Genomic DNA, 17,107 nt, shown 5'->3' with positions numbered 1-17,107 from the left:
TCAAATCGCCTCCACCGCCAACGGGGTTTCCAATTCCCGGTTGGCCTTATCGATCATCTCGCGACCGGCGACAACCGTGACCGCGCTCTTTTCCCGGTTCGCCACCAGGTAGGCCTCGGCGACCCGGGCCAGGTCGGCGGCCCGTACCGCGAGAACCCGTTCGCGGAACTGCTGGCGCAGTTCGGGGGTCAGCCCCTGCAGCTGGTTGGCGAACTCTCGCGATCCACGGCTTCCAGGGGACAGGGGCCGATCCAGATCGCTGAACACTGACAGCACCGCTTCGTCAACGGCCGAGTCGTCGAAGTCCGCGGCCGCTGCCCAGTGGGTGGCAGCATCGAAGACTCCCAGGGTTCTGACAATATGCGGATCCCGGTAGGAGAGGAGGGAGAGGGTGCCGCCTTCGACATCGCAACCGGCCAGACCGCCATAGGCGCCGCCTTTTTCGCGAATTTCCCGGTGCAGGTAGCCGGCGCGCAGCAGTTTGGCCAGCACCATCAGTGGCGCGGCATCGGGGTGGTTGTAGGATACTGTTGGGAAAACCCGGGCGACGTAGGCGACCGGGACCGAGGTGGTCAGTCCGCAGTGAAGGGGGGCACTGTCGTGCGATTGCTCTTCGCCGGGCGGGATGTTTCCGGCGGTCGCGGGGAAGCGCTGCAGGAAGATTTCGAGGGACTTGTCGAGGGTCTTGAGGTCCGCTTCGTCGGCGGTGACCGCCCAGGCGGGACCGGCTTCTCCGGCGAGCGTTTTTGCCAGCGCATCGAGCCGTTGGGCGAAGTCCTCCAGGTTTTCCCGGCTGTCCGTGGTCAGGGTACGGATGCGGCGCAGCAGGCTGATGCCGCTCCATTCTTCGCGCCGCCGGGCCGCCGGGGAGAGGCTGGCCGCCGCGTAGCGTGCGGCATAGCTGTGCCCGGAGCCGGGGATGGAGTTCTCCAGGGAACTGCGGAATTGGCTGAGGACCGTCTGCAGTCGTTCGAGATCACTGAAGTCGGGAGCGAGCAGCGTGTCGCCCAGCAGTTCCAGCAGGTGGTCGCGGTGCCGTGTCAGCACTTTGCCCTTGATCACCAGGGTGCTTTGAAAACAAGCTGCAGCCGTCGGCTGTTCGAGGATTTCAGTACCGGCCTGGATGCCGCCGGTGTAGCGTTCGGTGGCGGCAGCCATCTGCAGGTAATCACGCTTTCCGGCGCCGATCTGTGGCAACAGGGCAGCGAAGAGGGGCAGTTCTGCGCATTGAGCGGGGGGGAGCCGGTCGGCGCGCAGATGCCCGACCAGATAACAGATGCCGTTGGTCGGCTGGGCGAATCGGGTTATCGTGCCGTGATCGAAAATCGTGTGGCCGGATTTGACGACGGGTTCGGATGGGGGAATGTCGGCCCGGCCGAGGGTCGGCAGGCAGCTCAGGTCTTCTTCGGCTTCCTGCATAGCCCGCAATTCGGCCGAGCGTTTGATCAACGCCCGTGCCTGCTGCGATCCAAGCTGTTCGCGAACCGCCTGCAACTCCTTTTCAAGCCGTTCATTTTCCCGCGCCTCCAGCGTCTGGTCGGGACGCAGCAGCAGGCGGACCCGGTGAGGATTGTCGAGCAGCAGGCGCCGTATCATTTTCGGGAGGTAGGCGGGGTCCCGCAGGCGTTTTCGCAGTTGCTGCAGGTGCAGATCGATGCGCAGCGGCGCGGCGGCTTCATCGGCGTGCAGCCAGGGACCGAAGAGGCGCATCAGCAGGCCCAGGGGGTAGGGATAGCTGTCGCCGCTGACTTCCCGGTTGGCGAATTCCAGGCGATGCAGTGCCCCTTCGACGCGCTCCGGTTCAAAGCCGGTGGCGGCCGCCTGTTCAAGGGTCTGGAGAACAAGCTGTTCGATCTGCCCGGCCCGCTCGGGATCCGTCCCCTGCAGCCCGGCGGCGAAATAGGTGGTGCGGTTGTCGTCATGGTAGCCGCATCCGGGGGCGAGGTTGCTGCCGAGGCGGCTTTCCAGCAGGGCCCGGTAGAGGGGGGCGGCGGGGTTGCCGAGCAGCAGGACCGAGAGCAGATTCTGCGCCAGGCGCAGTTCGTGGTCCTCGATGTCGCTGGTCAACCAGGCCACCTGAACCATCGATTTGCCTTGAGGGTTCTCATCCGCTGCCAGGGCGTAAGGCTCCTCGACGACGCGTGGTTGGTCGAGCCGTTGTTCAGACGGGACTTCGCTTGCGACCGGTCGGCGGGTGAAGTGTCGCAGGGCCAGTTCCTCGACTTTCTCCAGGTGTTCGACGAGAGGAAAATTCCCATAGCTGAACAGCCAGCTGTTGCTGGGGTGATAGTAGGCGGCATGGAACTCCCGGAGCTGCTGCCAACTCAATTTCGGGATTTCGGAGGGTTCTCCGCCGGAGTTGTGGTGATAGGTGGTGGTCGGGTAGAGAGCGCGGGCCAGCCGTCGGCTGAGCAGCGAGGACGGTGAGGCCATCGCGCCCTTCATTTCATTGTAGACCACGCCCTGAATGGTCAGTTTCGATGAAGGATTGTCTCTTTCTGCAAATTCAAGGCGGTGCCCTTCCTGGAGAAAATCCTGCTCGCGCAACAGCGGGAAGAAAACCGCGTCCAGGTAGATACCGAGCAGGTTGTCAAAGTCTGTCCGGTTCTGGCTGGCGAAGGGGTAGCAGGTCCAGTCGCTGGCCGTCATGGCGTTCATGAAGGTGTTCAGCGAACGTTTGAGCATGGAAAAAAACGGGTCCCGGACCGGATAGCGTCGTGAGCCGCAAAGGACCGTGTGTTCAAGGATGTGGGCGACTCCCGTGGAATCCTTCGGCGGAGTGCGGAAACCGACGGCGAACAGGTTGTTGGGATCTTCGGTCGCCAGGTGCAGGTAGCGGGCACCGGTCTGCTGATGTTCGAGGCGGATCAATTGCAGGTTCAGGGTGGCGATTGTTTCATTTTCATGGACCAGAAAACCGGAAATGGTTTCTCCCGGGTGGAAGCGGGGTTCTTGCATGATTGTCGTGACTCCAGGGTTCAGATTGCGGGCAACTGTCAGGTCAAGTGTAGCCGACAGGAGCGGGAAGTGTTGCCGGGGCACAAAAAAAGCCCCGCGGATTGAACCGCGGGGCTTCTGTATTCCTTTTCGCCGGGATTAAATCTTGGCGACGTTCGCGGCCTGCGGGCCTTTCTGGCCTTCGGTGATGTCAAATGAAACACGGTCCCCTTCGGCAAGGGACTTGAAACCATCGGCCTGGATGGAGGAGAAGTGAACAAAAACATCAGGGCCACCCTCCTGGGCAATAAAACCGAAACCTTTAGCATCATTGAACCATTTCACAACACCTTCTGCCATCTTCTGCTCCTTTTACCCTCGCAGGGCTTTAGTTGCGGGTCCTGGAACCCTTTGGAAATAAAAAAAGCCGCACGCCTTCCTCAGGTGTGCGACCGTTTTCTTTTCCTGCTATTGCGTTTGAAAACTTGCATTGTTACCTGGAGTTAACCTGAAGAATCACTTGCCTTATATCATGACCTCGTGGTCGAGGCAAGTTTTTTTTGACTGAAAAGGTTTGAAACAGAAAAAAAGCGTGATATCGGAGGCTTGGCTTCTTGAGCGAAAGGAGTGAGATCAGAAAATGGAGGCGAGTCGTTCGAACGATTTTTTCAATCTGCGGGACACGGTCAGCAGCATGCCGCGCAGCAGCTTGTTGCCCAGTTCCGGATGAAGGGTCATCATTTGCTCGAAGTGGTTGGCGGTCAGAATAATCAGGTCGACATGGTCGAGGGCGATGGCCGTTTCGGTCCGCGGGCTGTGGTCCAGTAGGCAGAGCTCTCCGGCGATTGATCCCTGGCCGTAAATTCCCACGACCACGCTGCGTCCTTTGAATTCCGTTTCCTTGCGCAGTTCGACGCGGCCGTTGATAATGAAGACAACGAAGGTTCCCGGTTCTCCTTCTTTCCACAGGGTCTGTCCGGCCGGCACCTGGCGACATTCGAAATAATGGCTGACCTCATCCAGGTCTTCGTCTTCCATGAAGTTGAAAAAACGCAACTCCTGCTTCATGCGTCCGCAGAGCCGTTCTTCACAGACCCCGTCACAAACAAAAGATGTTGCTTGTCCCATAGTCGTTCTGCCTTTTCTACTTGCGCAGTTCGGCGATTTTTGTCCGCATTTTACCAAACAGGCCGTCAAAGCCCTCCCGGTCGATGATGCTGTTGTAACTGCTGCGGAAATTGCGGACCAGGCTTACCCCTTCGATGACCACGTCATAGACGAACCAGCTGTTTTCTTTTTTGACCAGTTTGTAGTCAATGGGGATCTCGACCGTCTTGGTTTTGATCAGGGTTTTAACCAGGGCTTTCTTGCCGCGGATCTTTTCTTCGCCATAGAGAACCTGCTCGTTGGTGTAGCTTTCGATGCGACCGATATAGGTCGCTTCCAGCAGGTCGGAGAACAGTTTCATGAATTCCTGCCGCTGTTCCGTGCTGGCTTTTCTCCAGTTTTTACCCAGGGTGCTGCGCGACATGACGGTGAATTCAAATCGTTGCCGGATCAGGTTGCTGAGTTGCTCGCGGCGTTGTTCGGCGGAAAGTTCATGGTTGCGCAATACCACCAGAATATTGTCCACGGTGCCGGATATGTCGTGTTTCGGGGTGTTGGCACTGGCCGTCAACGGCCAGGCCAGGCTGATCAGCAGCGCCAGCAGACAAAGATGTCGAACAGTCATTGAATCTCTCCTTAAGAGTCGATTTTATTTCCTCTAATCTGAATCCGTGAGGTCCTGTTGGATGGAGAGTGTAACTGCTTGGTCTGAATGAGATTTCCAAAAATCTGAAGCGCACCCACAGGTTCGCTGGTGATTTTTGGGAGGCTCCGGCAGATCAATAACTTGTGCTCTCCGCCGACAAGCGGTTCACTGATTCAGGTTTAAGTATACCGTGGATCACGGATGTTGTTCTACCGGTTTATCTGCGCTTCCCGGTGCTGCTGGTAGGCATCCCTGACAAAAAGGTAGGGATCCAGCGCGTCTTTCTTGATGCCTTCATAGGTGTCCCGGTCAAGGGAGGTCTTGTTGGTTGAGTCGAGCCCGTAGAGGGCATACTGTTCCCAGGTTTTCAACTTGAAATAGAGGGGGGAGTAGAGGGGGTGGGCGAAGTAGTCACCAGCCATGCCGACGCTGTCACGAAGGTTGGAAGGTCCCATCACCGGCCAGACGATGTACAGTCCGGGACCGGAGCCGTAATAGCCGAGGGTCTGCCCGAAGTCTTCGTCTTTCCTTTCCCACCCCAGCCAGCTTTTGGCCGGGTCGAACAGCCCGAGCAGGCCGACGGTGGTATTGACTGCGAAGCGACCGATTTCCGTGCCCGAATCTTCCATCTTGAATTGCAGCAGGGTATTCACCAGTCGGACCGGTGTTTCAATGTTGCGAAAGAAGTTGTCGACTGATACCCGTGCTGGCTCAGGAATGATCCGGTAGCCGCGGGCGATGGGCTTGAGGACATAGAAGTAGAGTTTGTCGTTGAACCAGAACATGGCCCGGTTGAAGGGTTCGATCGGGTCGTTGACAACGATCTCTTCATCGGCGAAGGGGTCATCGAAATCGCCCTCCGTATCGACGGCGGGTTGCCCGTCCCCAGTTGCCACCCGGGATCCGGCTGTGGACGGTTGCACGTCGGCGGCAAAACCGGCCAGGGGCAGGACAAGAAAAATGCTCAGCAGAAGCGTGGTGATCAATTTGGACATCGAGCTAATCCTTTTCAAAAATATATTTACTGATCAGTTCCTCAATATTGATGGCTGACTCTGTCTCGGTGATCTCGTCACCCGCCTTCAGGTAGTCATCCGAGCCGCCTGGAGAAATGCTGACGTACTTGTCACCGATGATTCCGGCGGAGCGGATCGAGGCGATGCTGTCTTCCTGGATTCTGGTCTTGTTGTTGATCTCAAGATTCACCACCGCCTCGTAATCATCCTGGTCGAGATGGATGGCGGCCACCCGGCCGACCTTGACGCCGGCGATTTCGATGTTGGCGCCGACCTTGAGGCCGGAAATCGACTCGAAACGGGCGACCACCTGATAGGTCGGGTTGCCGAACAGGTTGAGATTGCCCAGTTTAATAGAAATATAGGCAAAGCAGAGGAAGCTCAGGACCAGGAAAAGGCCGACGGCTATTTCGATATTAAATTTTTTCATAAAAACTCGATTCCTCCCGTTCACTTGAATATATCGGCCCCATGGTCGTTTCAACGAAGCTGCGGATGTGGGGGTTGTCCGAAAGCTGAAATTCTTCCGGAGTCAGGCAACCCTGGATCTGCTTGTTGGCCAGCAGCGCCACGTGGTCGGAGAGTTTGAAGATCTTGGGCACGTCATGACTGACAATGACGGCGGTATACCCGAGCTGGGCCTGGGTTTTGTAAAACAGGCGGTAGATTTCGTTGCTCTTGTTGACATCGAGCCCGGTGGTCGGCTCATCGAAAAACACAATGCTCGGGTCGAGGACCAGCGCTCGGGCGAGGCCGACCCGTTTCTGCATGCCGCCGCTGATCTGGGCCGGGAATTTGTTTCCAGCCTTGTCGAGGTCCATCATGGCGAGCTTCTCCTCGACGTTGGCCCGGATTTCGGCTTCGGAGAGGTGGGTTCTCTCCCGTAGGGGCAGGGCGATGTTGTCATAGACGGTCATCGAATCGAACAGGGCGACATTCTGAAAAAGAACCCCGAAGCTTTTCCGGACCTCTTTCAGTTCGGATTTGCTGCAGTTGGCAATGTCCTTGCCGAAGACCTTGACCTGCCCGGCATCGGGTCTGACCAGGCCGAGCATGTGCTTGAGAATGACGCTTTTCCCCTGTCCGGAGGCGCCGACGATGACCAGGGTTGTCCCGCGGCGGACCTGCAGGTTGACCCGGTCGAGAACCTTCTGGCTGCCGAAGGATTTTTCAACATTGATCAGTTCGATGATAATTTCTGAATCCATGTCCGTGTTCCGGGATTGAAGAGCAATGAACCTGTCGAAGATCAGAGCATGATGGCGCTGATCAGGTAATCCCAGACCAGGATCGATACCGATGACAGTACCACCGCGGAGGTTGTGGTGCGGCTGACTCCCTCGGCGCCGAATCCCCCTGAACGGTCGAGGTGCAGGAAATAACCCTTGACCGAACAGATCCAGATCATCAGCAGTCCGAAAATCAGCGCCTTGATGATACCCATATTGATGTCCTGCCAGGCGACCGCTTTATACATGGACTGGAAAAATGTTCCCTGGTTGATGTCGAGCAGGCCGACCCCGACCGCCCAGCCGCCGAAGATGCCGACCACGTCAAAGATGAAGGTCAGCAGCGGCATGGCGATCAGGCCGGCGACGAATTTGGGAGCGATCAGGTACTTGTAGGGGTCGATAGCCATGCATTCAAGGGCATCGATCTGCTCCGAGTTGCGCATGATGCCGACCTCGGCGGTGATCGCCGACCCGGCCCGGCCGATGACCATCAGCGCCGTCAGGACCGGTCCGAGTTCGCGCAGCAGGGAGAGGGCGACGGCGGAACCCAGCAGGCCTTCGGAACCGAACTTGCGCAGCGTGTAATAACCCTGCAGAGCCAGGACCATGCCGGTGAAAGTTCCGGTGAAGAGGATGACAAAGACGGACCGGCTACCGATGAAATGAATCTGTCTGATGACCGGATTCAGCTTGTAGGGTGGCGCCAGGACCCGGCCGAGGCAGGAGAACAGGAAAATGCCCATTCGACCGGTGACTTCAAGCAGGTACAGACTCTCATAACCGAGTTTTTCCAATAGCTTCAACATAATACTCTTGAGAATAACCAATTGAGTCCGCTTTGCAATAGGAAAATCGTTTGCCCGCATGAGCTGTGCCGCAGCCGGGGAAGATTGGATGATGATGAGTTTTTCTGCTGATGGTTTAGGTGTTGGGGTGGCCCCGGAGTTCATGCTATTTTGGCTTCATATGTTCCACTGTGACCGTATTCAGGTTGAGATTGATGTCCATTTGCCGGGGCCCTTTCGATGTCTCTGCTGAACGCCTTTTTCAAAATACTCATCCCGTGTGTTTTGTCCGTCCCGTTCTGTCTGGGAACGCTTCACGCGGCAGAACCGGAGACGGTGGTTCTGCAGCTCAAGTGGCGGCACCAGTTTCAATTCGCCGGTTACTATGCTGCCATGGCCAAGGGGTTTTATCGTGCGGAAGGGTTGCGGGTCGAGGTCCGGGAAGGCTCTCCCGGTCAGGATATCGTGCAGGAACTGGTCAGCGGCAGGGCTCAGTACATGGTGCATAATTCAACCGCATTGCTCGCCTGTGCCGGGGGGGCGCCCCTGGTGGCCCTGGCCGTTGTCTTCCAGCAGTCACCGCTGGCTCTGATCGCCCGTGAGGATTCCGGCATCAATTCACTGGCCGACCTGGCCGGGAAGCCGGTGATGCTTTCCCCTACCACCGAGCCGGAACTTGTCGCCATGCTGCGCGCCGAAGGGTTCAATCTCAACCAGTTCCAGTTCCAGTTGCTGCCGCACTCCGGAAATCCGGAGGACCTGGTCAGCGGTCGGGTTGCGGCGATGGCCGGCTATCTCACCGACCTGCCGTTCTATCTTGAACAACGGAATGTTCGGCCGGTGGTGATCCGTCCCAGCCATTACGGGATCAATTTCTACGGTGATACCCTGTTTACCAGCCGTCATGAGCTTGAAGACCATCCGCAGCAGGTGGCTGCTTTCCGCCGTGCCAGCCTCAAGGGTTGGGACTATGCCATGCAACATCCCGGGGAGATTGTCGAACTGATCCTGCGGCGCTATCCCGGACGGCTGAATCGCGGGCAACTGCTGAATGAAGCAGAACAGATGCGACGGCTGATTCTGCCGGACCTGGTTGAAATCGGGCACATGAACCCGAGTCGATGGCAACATATCGCCCAGGTTTTTTCCGACGCCGGCATGCTACCCGGGAGGCTGGACCTGGGGATGTTTCTGTATCATCCTGATCGTCCCGGCGGCGGGTTTCCCGGTTGGCTGGCTCCGGTTTCCGGAGTTTTTTTTGCCATTCTTCTGCTGTTGTTGCTGTTCAACTGGCGGTTGCGGCACGCGGTTACTCATAGAACGGTTGCCCTGGACCGGGTCAACAGAAACCTTCAGCAGATGTTGGCGCTGAAGGAGAAGGCCGAGCAGGATCTGGTTGTCAAGGAGCAGCAGCTGCGGACCATTGTGGAAAGTGTTCTGCAGGGATTGTTGATTGTTGCGGAGGACAGGATTCTGTTTGCCAATCGGGCCGCGGCCGAAATTGTCGGGTGCGATACGGCTGAGGAGTTGCTTGCTATGGGGTGGATTGATAATTTTATCGCCCCCCACGAACACACCCGTTTGCATGCTTATCTCCAGGACCGGTTGTCCGGGAAAAACCTGCCGGAGAGTTATGTTTTTGAGGGTGTCCGTCGTGACGGCAGTCGTGGCTGGGTTGAAAACCGGGCTGTCCGGATCGAATGGCAGGGCCGCCCGGCGGTCCTGGTCTCCATGACCGATGTGACCGAACGGGTCCGGTTGCGTGAAGAGTCCATTCGGGCCGCTCAGTTGGCCTCTCTCGGAGAATTGGCGGCCAGTGTTGCCCATGAGATCAACAACCCGATCAACGGGATCATCAACTATGCCCAGATCCTGAAGAACGCCCTGGTTCATGAGGAAAAATGGTGTGATATCGCGGGAAGGATATTGAAGGAAAGCGACCGGGTGGCAACCATTGTTGCCGGTCTGCTCTCTTTTTCACGGAGCGGAGCCGCGGAGAGGAAAACGATCCGGATTCATGATATTCTCGAAGACACACTGGTCCTGGTTCGGACCCAATTGCAGAAAGACGGTATTTGTCTGGACCTGGACATACCTGAGACATTGCCGCTGGTGCGGGTTGTTCCGCAACAGATTCAGCAGGTTTATCTCAATCTGATCAATAATGCACGTTATGCCCTGAATCAGAAATATCTTCACCCCTGCGCGGAGAAGCGGCTGCAGATAAGTTGTCAACTTCAGGATGATTCGTGCCTTGCGACGATTTTTTATGATCAGGGGATCGGGATTGCGGATCAGGATCTGGAGCGGGTGTTAGCCCCCTTTTTCACGACAAAACCGGGAAAAGAGGGAGCCGGGTTGGGGCTTTCCATCAGTTGCCGGATCATGCAGGACCATGGTGGTGATATCCGTATCGAAAGCAGGAACGGGGAATTTACCAGGGTCGTGACGATCCTGCCGGTTAACTGATTTTCCGGTTCTGGTGATCAGGGTCTTGCAATGCTTGCCCGGGCATGGTAAAAACCGCCTCCGTTGGAATATACTGTCGACTGTTGAGGAAAAGCAGGGCTTCTTCTGAAGCGGCATTGCCGACAGGTCAGGGATACATATCGGGGAGTGGCGCAGTCTGGTAGCGCGCGAGTTTTGGGAACTCGATGTCGCAGGTTCGAATCCTGTCTCCCCGACCATAGTTGTCAGCGCCAGTAGCTCAGCTGGATAGAGCAACGGCCTTCTAAGCCGTGGGTCGAGGGTTCGAGTCCTTCCTGGCGTGCCACTTTTATTCGTGCTGGAAGACGTTTTTTTAGGTTTGACAGCCAATCTGCTTTTGGGTAGTATTCCCCCTCGCTTGTGGTGGGTGTAGCTCAGTTGGTAGAGCGCTGGATTGTGGCTCCAGTTGTCGAGGGTTCAAATCCCTTCACTCACCCCATTTCAACATCGATAGCCCGCCCGGAAACCGTAACGAACATACGCGGCACAGTCCGCGGGGGACTGCGGAGAGGGGTGGGCTTTCTTATTTTAAGAGGTCAGGAACAAGGTCGGTTTCGCGAGAGTGGCGGAATTGGCAGACGCACTGGATTTAGGATCCAGCGGGCAACCGTGGGGGTTCGAGTCCCCCCTCTCGCACCATCCCCCCTGTCGCCTGTGAGCAGCCGCGTGTCGGCGGGCGCTTCCGCAGCCCGTTTGCCGGGTTGCGGACTTTTTGTTCTGGAGCCGAGTCAGTCTATTTCAATAGAGGTGATCAGATGAATGTCAAGGTCGAAGAAGTCAGCAGTATCCGCAAGAAACTGTCCTTTGAATTGAATGCCGACCAGGTCGGTGAGGAAATCCGCCGTGCGTACGGAGAGATTGCCAGGACCGCCAAGGTCAAGGGATTTCGCAAGGGCAAGGTGCCGCCTAAGGTGCTGGAGCAGTACTACGCGCCGCAGATGCGCGAGAAGGTGCTGACCCGGCTGATCAACGACAGTTATTTCAAGGCCCTGGTCGATCATCAGTTACCGGCGGTTGGCAACCCGGAGATCATCGAGTCGGGTGAGATTGCCAAGGGAACCCCCTTCACTTACGTTGCCGAGGTAGAGGTCAAGCCAGAGGTAACCGCCTGTGACTATACCGGCCTGCAACTGGAGAAGGAGATCTTTGCTCTCGACCAGGAGCTGCTGGACCATCGTCTCGAAGAGATGCAGAAATCCCGTTCGTCGATGGAGGTCAGCAAGCGTAAAAAAGCCCGCGAGGGTGACTTCGTGACCATCGATTTTCAAGGCTTTGTCGACGGTGAGGCTTTCGAGGGCGGCACGGCCGAGGGGCATGTTCTGGAACTCGGATCGGGATCGTTCATTCCCGGGTTCGAGGAGCAGGTGGTCGGCATGAAGCGGGACGAGGAAAAAGAGATCGAGGTCAGTTTTCCGGAAGAGTACGGCAACAAGGATCTGGCCGGAAGGCCGGCGGTCTTCAAGGTCAAGCTGCACGAAATCAAGGAGAAGAAAGTCCCTGAACTCGACGACGAGTTTGCCAAGGGCTACGGTGTTGACAGCCTCGCCGAGCTGAAGGAGAAGCTGGCTGAAAACTATCGTGAGCAGGAAACCGGCCGGATCGACAGTGAACTGCGCGAGCGTCTGGTCAAGGCCCTGGTGGAGCGTAACCCGGTTGACGTGCCGGAGGCCATGGTTCAGCAGCAGCTGGAATACATGCTCGACAATATCCGCAATCGTATGCAGCAGCAGGGCATGTCCCTGGAAATGCTCGGCATGAACGAAGAATCTTTCGCCGCCATGTACCGCGAGACAGCTGTCGGGCAGGTTCAGGGCAGCCTGATTCTTGAAGCGATTGCCCGCCAGGAAGAGATTGCGGTTGAGGATGGAGAAATTGACGGTAAGCTCGAAGAGATTGCCGCCATGGCCAACGCTTCCCTGGATGCGGTCAAGAAGTATTACGACAACGATGAGGCCCGGAGTTCACTGAAGTCCCAGATCGTTGAAGAAAAGACCATTGCCTTTCTTCTGGAAAAGGCGACCGTGACCGAAGTGAGCAAGGATCAGTTGGCGGAAAACCAGCCGGCTGAAGAATCCGAATCCCCGGCGGAGGTGTAGATCATGACCCTGATACCGATGGTGGTTGAGCAGACCGGTCGTGGCGAGCGGGCTTATGATATTTATTCCCGGTTGCTGAAGGACCGCATTATCTTTCTCGGTGGTCCGATTGACGACAATGTCGCCAACTTGGTGATTGCCCAGTTGCTCTTCCTCGAATCGGAAGACCCGGACAAGGATATCCATCTGTATATCAATTCGCCGGGCGGTGTCGTGACCGGTGGTCTGGCCATCTACGACACCATGCAACATGTCAAGGCCCCGGTATCGACCATCTGTGTCGGCCAGGCGGCCAGCATGGGAGCTGTCCTGCTGGCGGCCGGTGAGAAGGGCAAGCGCTATGCTCTGCCCAACGCCAGGATCATGATTCATCAGCCCCTCGGTGGGTTCCAGGGGCAGGCATCGGATATCAAGATCCACGCCGAGGAAATTCTGAAGATGCGTGACCAGCTCAACCAGATCCTGGCCGACCATACCGGTCAGAACTTGGAGCAGATCGCCGTTGACACCGAGCGCGATTTTTTCATGAGTGGTGTCATGGCTAAAGAGTATGGTATTCTGGACGATATAGTTACCAGGAAGGGGTGACCCCTTTTCATCCCGGGAAGGTGATGTGTGAGCCAAAGAGATGATCAGTCCAGCGAGTTGAGCTGTTCCTTCTGTGGAAAAGCTCAGGACGAAGTAAAGAAACTGATTGCCGGTCCCGCGGTCTATATCTGCGATGAATGTATCGACCTCTGCAAGGATATCATCGCGGAAGAGGCCAAGCTTGACGAAGGCGCGGGAGACGGCGACGCTAAATTGCCCCGGCCTTCCGAGATCAAGGATATTCTTGATGATTTCGTTATCGGCCAGGAGCTGGCGAAAAAAATCCTCGCGGTTGCGGTCTACAATCACTACAAGCGGGTGGAGTATGCCGCCCGCAACGAGGATGTCGAAATCCAGAAAAGCAACATCCTGCTGCTTGGTCCCACCGGCAGCGGCAAGACCCTGCTGGCCCAGACCCTGGCCCGGGTTTTGAACGTTCCCTTTGCGATTGCCGATGCCACCAACCTGACCGAGGCCGGTTACGTGGGCGAGGATGTTGAGAATATCATCCTCAGCCTGTTGCAGGCGGCCGATTACGACCTGGAGAAGGCGCAGCGGGGTATTATCTATATCGATGAGGTCGACAAGATTGCCCGCAAGTCCGACTCGCCTTCGATCACCCGGGATGTCTCCGGTGAGGGAGTCCAGCAGGCCTTGTTGAAAATCATCGAGGGGACCACCGCCAGCGTGCCTCCCAAGGGTGGTCGCAAGCATCCGCAACAGGAATTCCTCAAGGTCGATACCACAAACATTCTCTTTATCTGTGGTGGTGCTTTTGCCGGGATCGAGGACGTTATTACCCGTCGCTGCGGCGCCAAAAGCATGGGCTTCGGGGCCGAAATCAAGTCGCGGGAAGAGAAGAACCTGGGGGAAATCCTGTCCCGCATCGAGCCGGTCGACCTGCTCAAGTACGGGTTGATCCCCGAGTTTGTCGGACGTCTGCCGGTGATCGCCACCCTCGAGGAACTCGACGAGACGGCCCTGATCGAGATCCTCAAAGAGCCGAAAAACGCTCTGATCAAGCAATACCAGAAACTCTTCGAGATGGAGAATGTCACCCTCAAATTTACTGACGGCGCCCTGGTGGCCATCGCCAGGGAGACCCTGACCCGCAAGACTGGGGCCCGCGGTCTGCGTTCGATCCTGGAAACAGCCATGCTTGAGGTGATGTACGACATTCCGTCTCAGGACCGGGTCAAGGAGGTGGTCATCAACGAAGAGACCATTCTCAAACGATCCCGTCCGATTGTACTTTACGAATGTGCTGAATCGGCCTGAGGGGGGTTTGCCCCCGGCCATCGGAGCCGCTCACTATTATGACTGAAATTCTTGAGGATTACTCCGGACAGGAGCCTTCTGCCGAGCTTCTGCCGCTTCTCCCTCTGCGCGACATTGTCATTTTCCCGCACATGGTCACCCCGTTGTTCGTCGGCCGGCCGCGTTCCATCAATGCCCTTGAAGGGGCGATGGAAAAAGACAAGCTGGTGTTTCTGGCGACACAGAAAGACCCCAAAAACGATGAACCCCAGGCCGAAGATATCTACGAGATAGGTACGGTCGGCCAGGTCATCCAGATGCTCAAGCTGCCAGATGGGACTGTCAAGGTGCTGGTCGAGGGCAAGATGCGCGGTCATATCCAGGCGATGATGGAGCGGGATGACTGTTATTTTGTCTCCATCGAGGCTCTTGAGGATCGGGATTCCGGATCAGCCGAAATCGAAGCACTGATCCGTAGTGTCAATGATGCGTTCGAAAATTACATCAATCTGAGCAAAAAAGTGCCGGCGGAGATGGTTTCCTCGGTCAAGGGAATCAGTGAGGCCGGTCGTCTGGCCGACACCATTATCGCCCACCTGAACGTGCGAATCGCTGAAAAACAGGAGATCCTGGCGACCATGGATTCGGTGGAGCGGCTGGAGAATCTGCTGGGGCTGCTGGAGCGTGAGGTCGAGATCCTGCAGATTGAGAAGAAAATCCGCAGCCGGGTCAAGAACCAGATGGAGCGCAGCCAGAAGGAGTATTATCTCAACGAGCAGATGCGCGCCATCCAGAAAGAGCTGGGAGAGAAGGATGAGTTCAAGCAGGAGTTGCGCGAACTCGAGGAAAGTATCCAGCAGAAGAAGATGTCGAAGGAGGGGACCGAAAAGGCCCTCGCCGAACTGCGCAAGCTGAAAATGATGTCGCCGATGTCGGCCGAGGCGACCGTGGTCCGCAATTATCTCGACTGGCTGATTGCGCTGCCGTGGAAAAAAGGCACCAAGGATCAACTCGATATCGTTCATGCCGAACAGGTTCTTGAGGCTGATCACTATGGTCTGAAGAAGGTCAAGGAACGAATTCTCGAGTATCTTGCCGTGCAGTCGCTGGCGAAAAAGATCAAGGGCCCCATTCTTTGCCTGGTCGGTCCTCCGGGAGTGGGAAAAACCTCTCTGGGCCGATCCATCGCCCGTGCCATGGGACGAAAGTTCGTCCGGATTTCTCTCGGCGGCGTTCGTGATGAGGCGGAGATCAGGGGACACAGGCGGACCTACATCGGCGCCATGCCGGGCAAGATCATTCAGGGGTTGCGTAAGGCTGGGGTCAAAAATCCGGTTTTCCTGCTCGATGAAATTGACAAGATGAGTACCGATTTTCGTGGGGACCCTTCTTCGGCGTTGCTGGAAGTGCTTGATCCGGAGCAGAACGCTTCGTTCGGGGACCATTTTCTCGATGTCGAGTATGACCTGTCGGGCGTCATGTTCGTGACGACCGCCAATACGCTGCACAATATTCCGCGTCCCCTGCAGGATCGCATGGAAATTATCCGCATCGAAGGTTACACCGAAGAGGAAAAGCTGCATATTGCCCGCCGCTACCTGGCCGGCAAGCAGCTTGAGGCTCATGGCCTCAGCCCGGATCAGGTACGTTTTTCGGATGCGGCCATTTATGAAATCGTTCGTCACTATACCCGTGAGGCCGGGGTGCGCAGTCTTGAGCGGGAATTTGCCACCATTTGTCGAAAGATTGCCCGGGAGGTGGTCAAGTCCAGGCGGAAGGACAGGCGTTTCGTGGTCGGTGGCGGACAGGTTAAAAAATATCTTGGGGTGCCGCGGTTCAATTTCGGTGTCAAGGAAGAGCAGAACCGGGTTGGTCTGGTCACCGGCCTGGCCTGGACCGAGGTTGGCGGTGAGTTGCTCACCATCGAGGTTGTGGTCCTGCCGGGACAGGGGAAATTGACGGTGACCGGCAAGCTTGGCGAGGTCATGCGTGAGTCGGCCCAGGCGGCCATGAGTTACGTCCGCTCCCGTTGGCGGGAACTGGGGCTTGACAAGGATTTTTATCACAAGCTGGATATCCATATTCACGTTCCCGAGGGAGCGATTCCCAAGGATGGACCTTCCGCGGGTATTACCATGGCAACGGCCCTGGCTTCAGCTCTGACCGGACGGCCTGTTGATCGTGATGTGGCCATGACCGGCGAAATCACCCTGCAGGGCCGGGTGCTCCCGATCGGCGGTCTGAAGGAGAAGCTGCTGGCGGCGCGGCGTGGCGGTATCGGTCGTGTCCTGATCCCGCAGGAGAATGAGAAGGATCTTGAAGAGGTGCCCGGCCAGGTTCGCAAAGATCTGGAAGTCGTACCCGTTGCTCACATGGATGACGTGATTTCCGCGGCCCTGCGGGTCGGGAAGGAAGATGCCGTGCTCGGGCAGAGCGTCTACTCCGAGAGTGTCGAAGAGGCGGTGCGACACTAGGGTTTTTGCCGTATTTAGTGCTTGACTTCATTTTTTGGAGTCTGCTATATATGTCCCGTTTTCAGCAGGGCTTTATCAATCATTTATAAATGGAGGTTTGTTGTGACCAAGGCTGATCTTGTAAATGCGATGGCGGAAAAGGCAGGGCTGAGCAAGGCCGATGCCGAAAAGGCTCTGGCAGCTTTCACCGGTGTTATCACTGACGCCCTCAAGGCTGGCGACAAGGTTGCTCTCGTCGGCTTTGGCACCTTCAGTGTTGGTGACCGGGCCGCCCGTACCGGCAAGAATCCCCAGACCGGTGAGCCGATCAACATTCCGGCTGCCAAGACCCCCAAGTTCAAAGCCGGCAAGGCTCTGAAGGACGCGGTCAACTAGGCGAACAAACCTGATGTTTCATGCGTGGCCGTCGTTTTCGGCGGCCACGTGGAAATAGGAAACAGAGAATAGTTTTCTCAAGGCTTCCACTATTTTCTGTTTCCTAT

At 56.8% G+C, this 17,107-nt stretch carries 14 protein-coding genes and 4 tRNA genes; 10 read left to right on the top strand and 8 right to left on the bottom strand.

Annotated elements, in window-relative coordinates:
• From B5V00_RS02450 to B5V00_RS02415, 8 genes are all read right to left on the bottom strand, one after another.
• Positions 1–2,958, bottom strand: coding sequence for an insulinase family protein (locus tag B5V00_RS02450; protein WP_085009165.1), 2,958 nt, complete (start codon positions 2,956–2,958; stop codon positions 1–3).
• A gap of 138 nt (positions 2,959–3,096) precedes the next feature.
• Positions 3,097–3,297: a cold-shock protein gene (locus B5V00_RS02445; protein WP_085009163.1), complete on the bottom strand. Its 201-nt coding sequence runs from the start codon at positions 3,295–3,297 to the stop codon at positions 3,097–3,099.
• 273 nt (positions 3,298–3,570) lie between these two features.
• Positions 3,571–4,065 (bottom strand): Crp/Fnr family transcriptional regulator, encoded by a 495-nt coding sequence (locus tag B5V00_RS02440; protein ID WP_085009161.1) that lies wholly within the window; start codon positions 4,063–4,065, stop codon positions 3,571–3,573.
• A gap of 16 nt (positions 4,066–4,081) precedes the next feature.
• Entirely contained in the window at positions 4,082–4,669 is a 588-nt protein-coding gene (locus tag B5V00_RS02435; RefSeq protein ID WP_085009159.1) for an MlaC/ttg2D family ABC transporter substrate-binding protein, read from the bottom strand.
• 230 nt (positions 4,670–4,899) lie between these two features.
• Complete coding sequence (locus tag B5V00_RS02430; RefSeq protein ID WP_085009157.1) at positions 4,900–5,685, bottom strand: MlaA family lipoprotein; 786 nt, start codon at positions 5,683–5,685, stop codon at positions 4,900–4,902.
• A 4-nt stretch (positions 5,686–5,689) separates the two neighbouring features.
• Positions 5,690–6,136 carry an outer membrane lipid asymmetry maintenance protein MlaD gene (gene mlaD / locus B5V00_RS02425; protein WP_085009155.1) on the bottom strand — a complete coding sequence of 149 codons (447 nt, stop codon included), beginning with the start codon at positions 6,134–6,136 and terminating at the stop codon, positions 5,690–5,692.
• A complete protein-coding gene (locus B5V00_RS02420; protein ID WP_085009153.1) occupies positions 6,123–6,914 on the bottom strand; it encodes an ABC transporter ATP-binding protein in 792 nt (263 codons plus the stop codon). The genes mlaD and B5V00_RS02420 overlap by 14 nt, the downstream gene beginning before the upstream one ends.
• A gap of 41 nt (positions 6,915–6,955) precedes the next feature.
• Positions 6,956–7,744 carry an MlaE family ABC transporter permease gene (locus tag B5V00_RS02415; RefSeq protein ID WP_085009151.1) on the bottom strand — a complete coding sequence of 263 codons (789 nt, stop codon included), beginning with the start codon at positions 7,742–7,744 and terminating at the stop codon, positions 6,956–6,958.
• A gap of 315 nt (positions 7,745–8,059) precedes the next feature.
• On the opposite strand from B5V00_RS02415, the gene B5V00_RS02410 reads away from it, so the two are divergent.
• The 10 genes from B5V00_RS02410 to B5V00_RS02365 all read left to right on the top strand — a co-directional run bounded on the left by B5V00_RS02410 (position 8,060) and on the right by B5V00_RS02365 (position 17,000).
• Positions 8,060–10,192 (top strand): ABC transporter substrate-binding protein, encoded by a 2,133-nt coding sequence (locus B5V00_RS02410; protein WP_172399589.1) that lies wholly within the window; start codon positions 8,060–8,062, stop codon positions 10,190–10,192.
• 141 nt (positions 10,193–10,333) lie between these two features.
• Positions 10,334–10,410: transfer RNA gene (locus tag B5V00_RS02405), tRNA-Pro, on the top strand.
• A 9-nt stretch (positions 10,411–10,419) separates the two neighbouring features.
• A tRNA-Arg gene (locus tag B5V00_RS02400) sits at positions 10,420–10,496 on the top strand.
• 77 nt (positions 10,497–10,573) lie between these two features.
• Positions 10,574–10,649: transfer RNA gene (locus tag B5V00_RS02395), tRNA-His, on the top strand.
• Between the two features lie 117 nt (positions 10,650–10,766).
• Positions 10,767–10,849 (top strand) — tRNA-Leu (locus tag B5V00_RS02390).
• A gap of 116 nt (positions 10,850–10,965) precedes the next feature.
• On the top strand, positions 10,966–12,306 hold the full coding sequence (gene tig, locus B5V00_RS02385) for a trigger factor (RefSeq protein ID WP_085009146.1): 1,341 nt from the start codon (positions 10,966–10,968) through the stop codon (positions 12,304–12,306).
• A gap of 3 nt (positions 12,307–12,309) precedes the next feature.
• Entirely contained in the window at positions 12,310–12,894 is a 585-nt protein-coding gene (gene clpP / locus B5V00_RS02380; protein WP_085009144.1) for an ATP-dependent Clp endopeptidase proteolytic subunit ClpP, read from the top strand.
• 27 nt (positions 12,895–12,921) lie between these two features.
• On the top strand, positions 12,922–14,172 hold the full coding sequence (clpX, locus tag B5V00_RS02375; RefSeq protein ID WP_085009142.1) for an ATP-dependent Clp protease ATP-binding subunit ClpX: 1,251 nt from the start codon (positions 12,922–12,924) through the stop codon (positions 14,170–14,172).
• A gap of 38 nt (positions 14,173–14,210) precedes the next feature.
• A complete protein-coding gene (gene lon, locus B5V00_RS02370; protein WP_085009140.1) occupies positions 14,211–16,625 on the top strand; it encodes an endopeptidase La in 2,415 nt (804 codons plus the stop codon).
• 102 nt (positions 16,626–16,727) lie between these two features.
• On the top strand, positions 16,728–17,000 hold the full coding sequence (locus B5V00_RS02365; RefSeq protein ID WP_085009138.1) for an HU family DNA-binding protein: 273 nt from the start codon (positions 16,728–16,730) through the stop codon (positions 16,998–17,000).
• Positions 17,001–17,107: the final 107 nt, after the last annotated feature.

Origin of the sequence: Geothermobacter hydrogeniphilus, from assembly GCF_002093115.1 — a bacterium.
Taxonomy (GTDB): Bacteria; Desulfobacterota; Desulfuromonadia; order Desulfuromonadales; family Geothermobacteraceae; genus Geothermobacter_A; species Geothermobacter_A hydrogeniphilus.
Note: the sequence above shows the minus strand (reverse complement) of the source record. Positions and strands in the feature narration are given on the sequence as shown.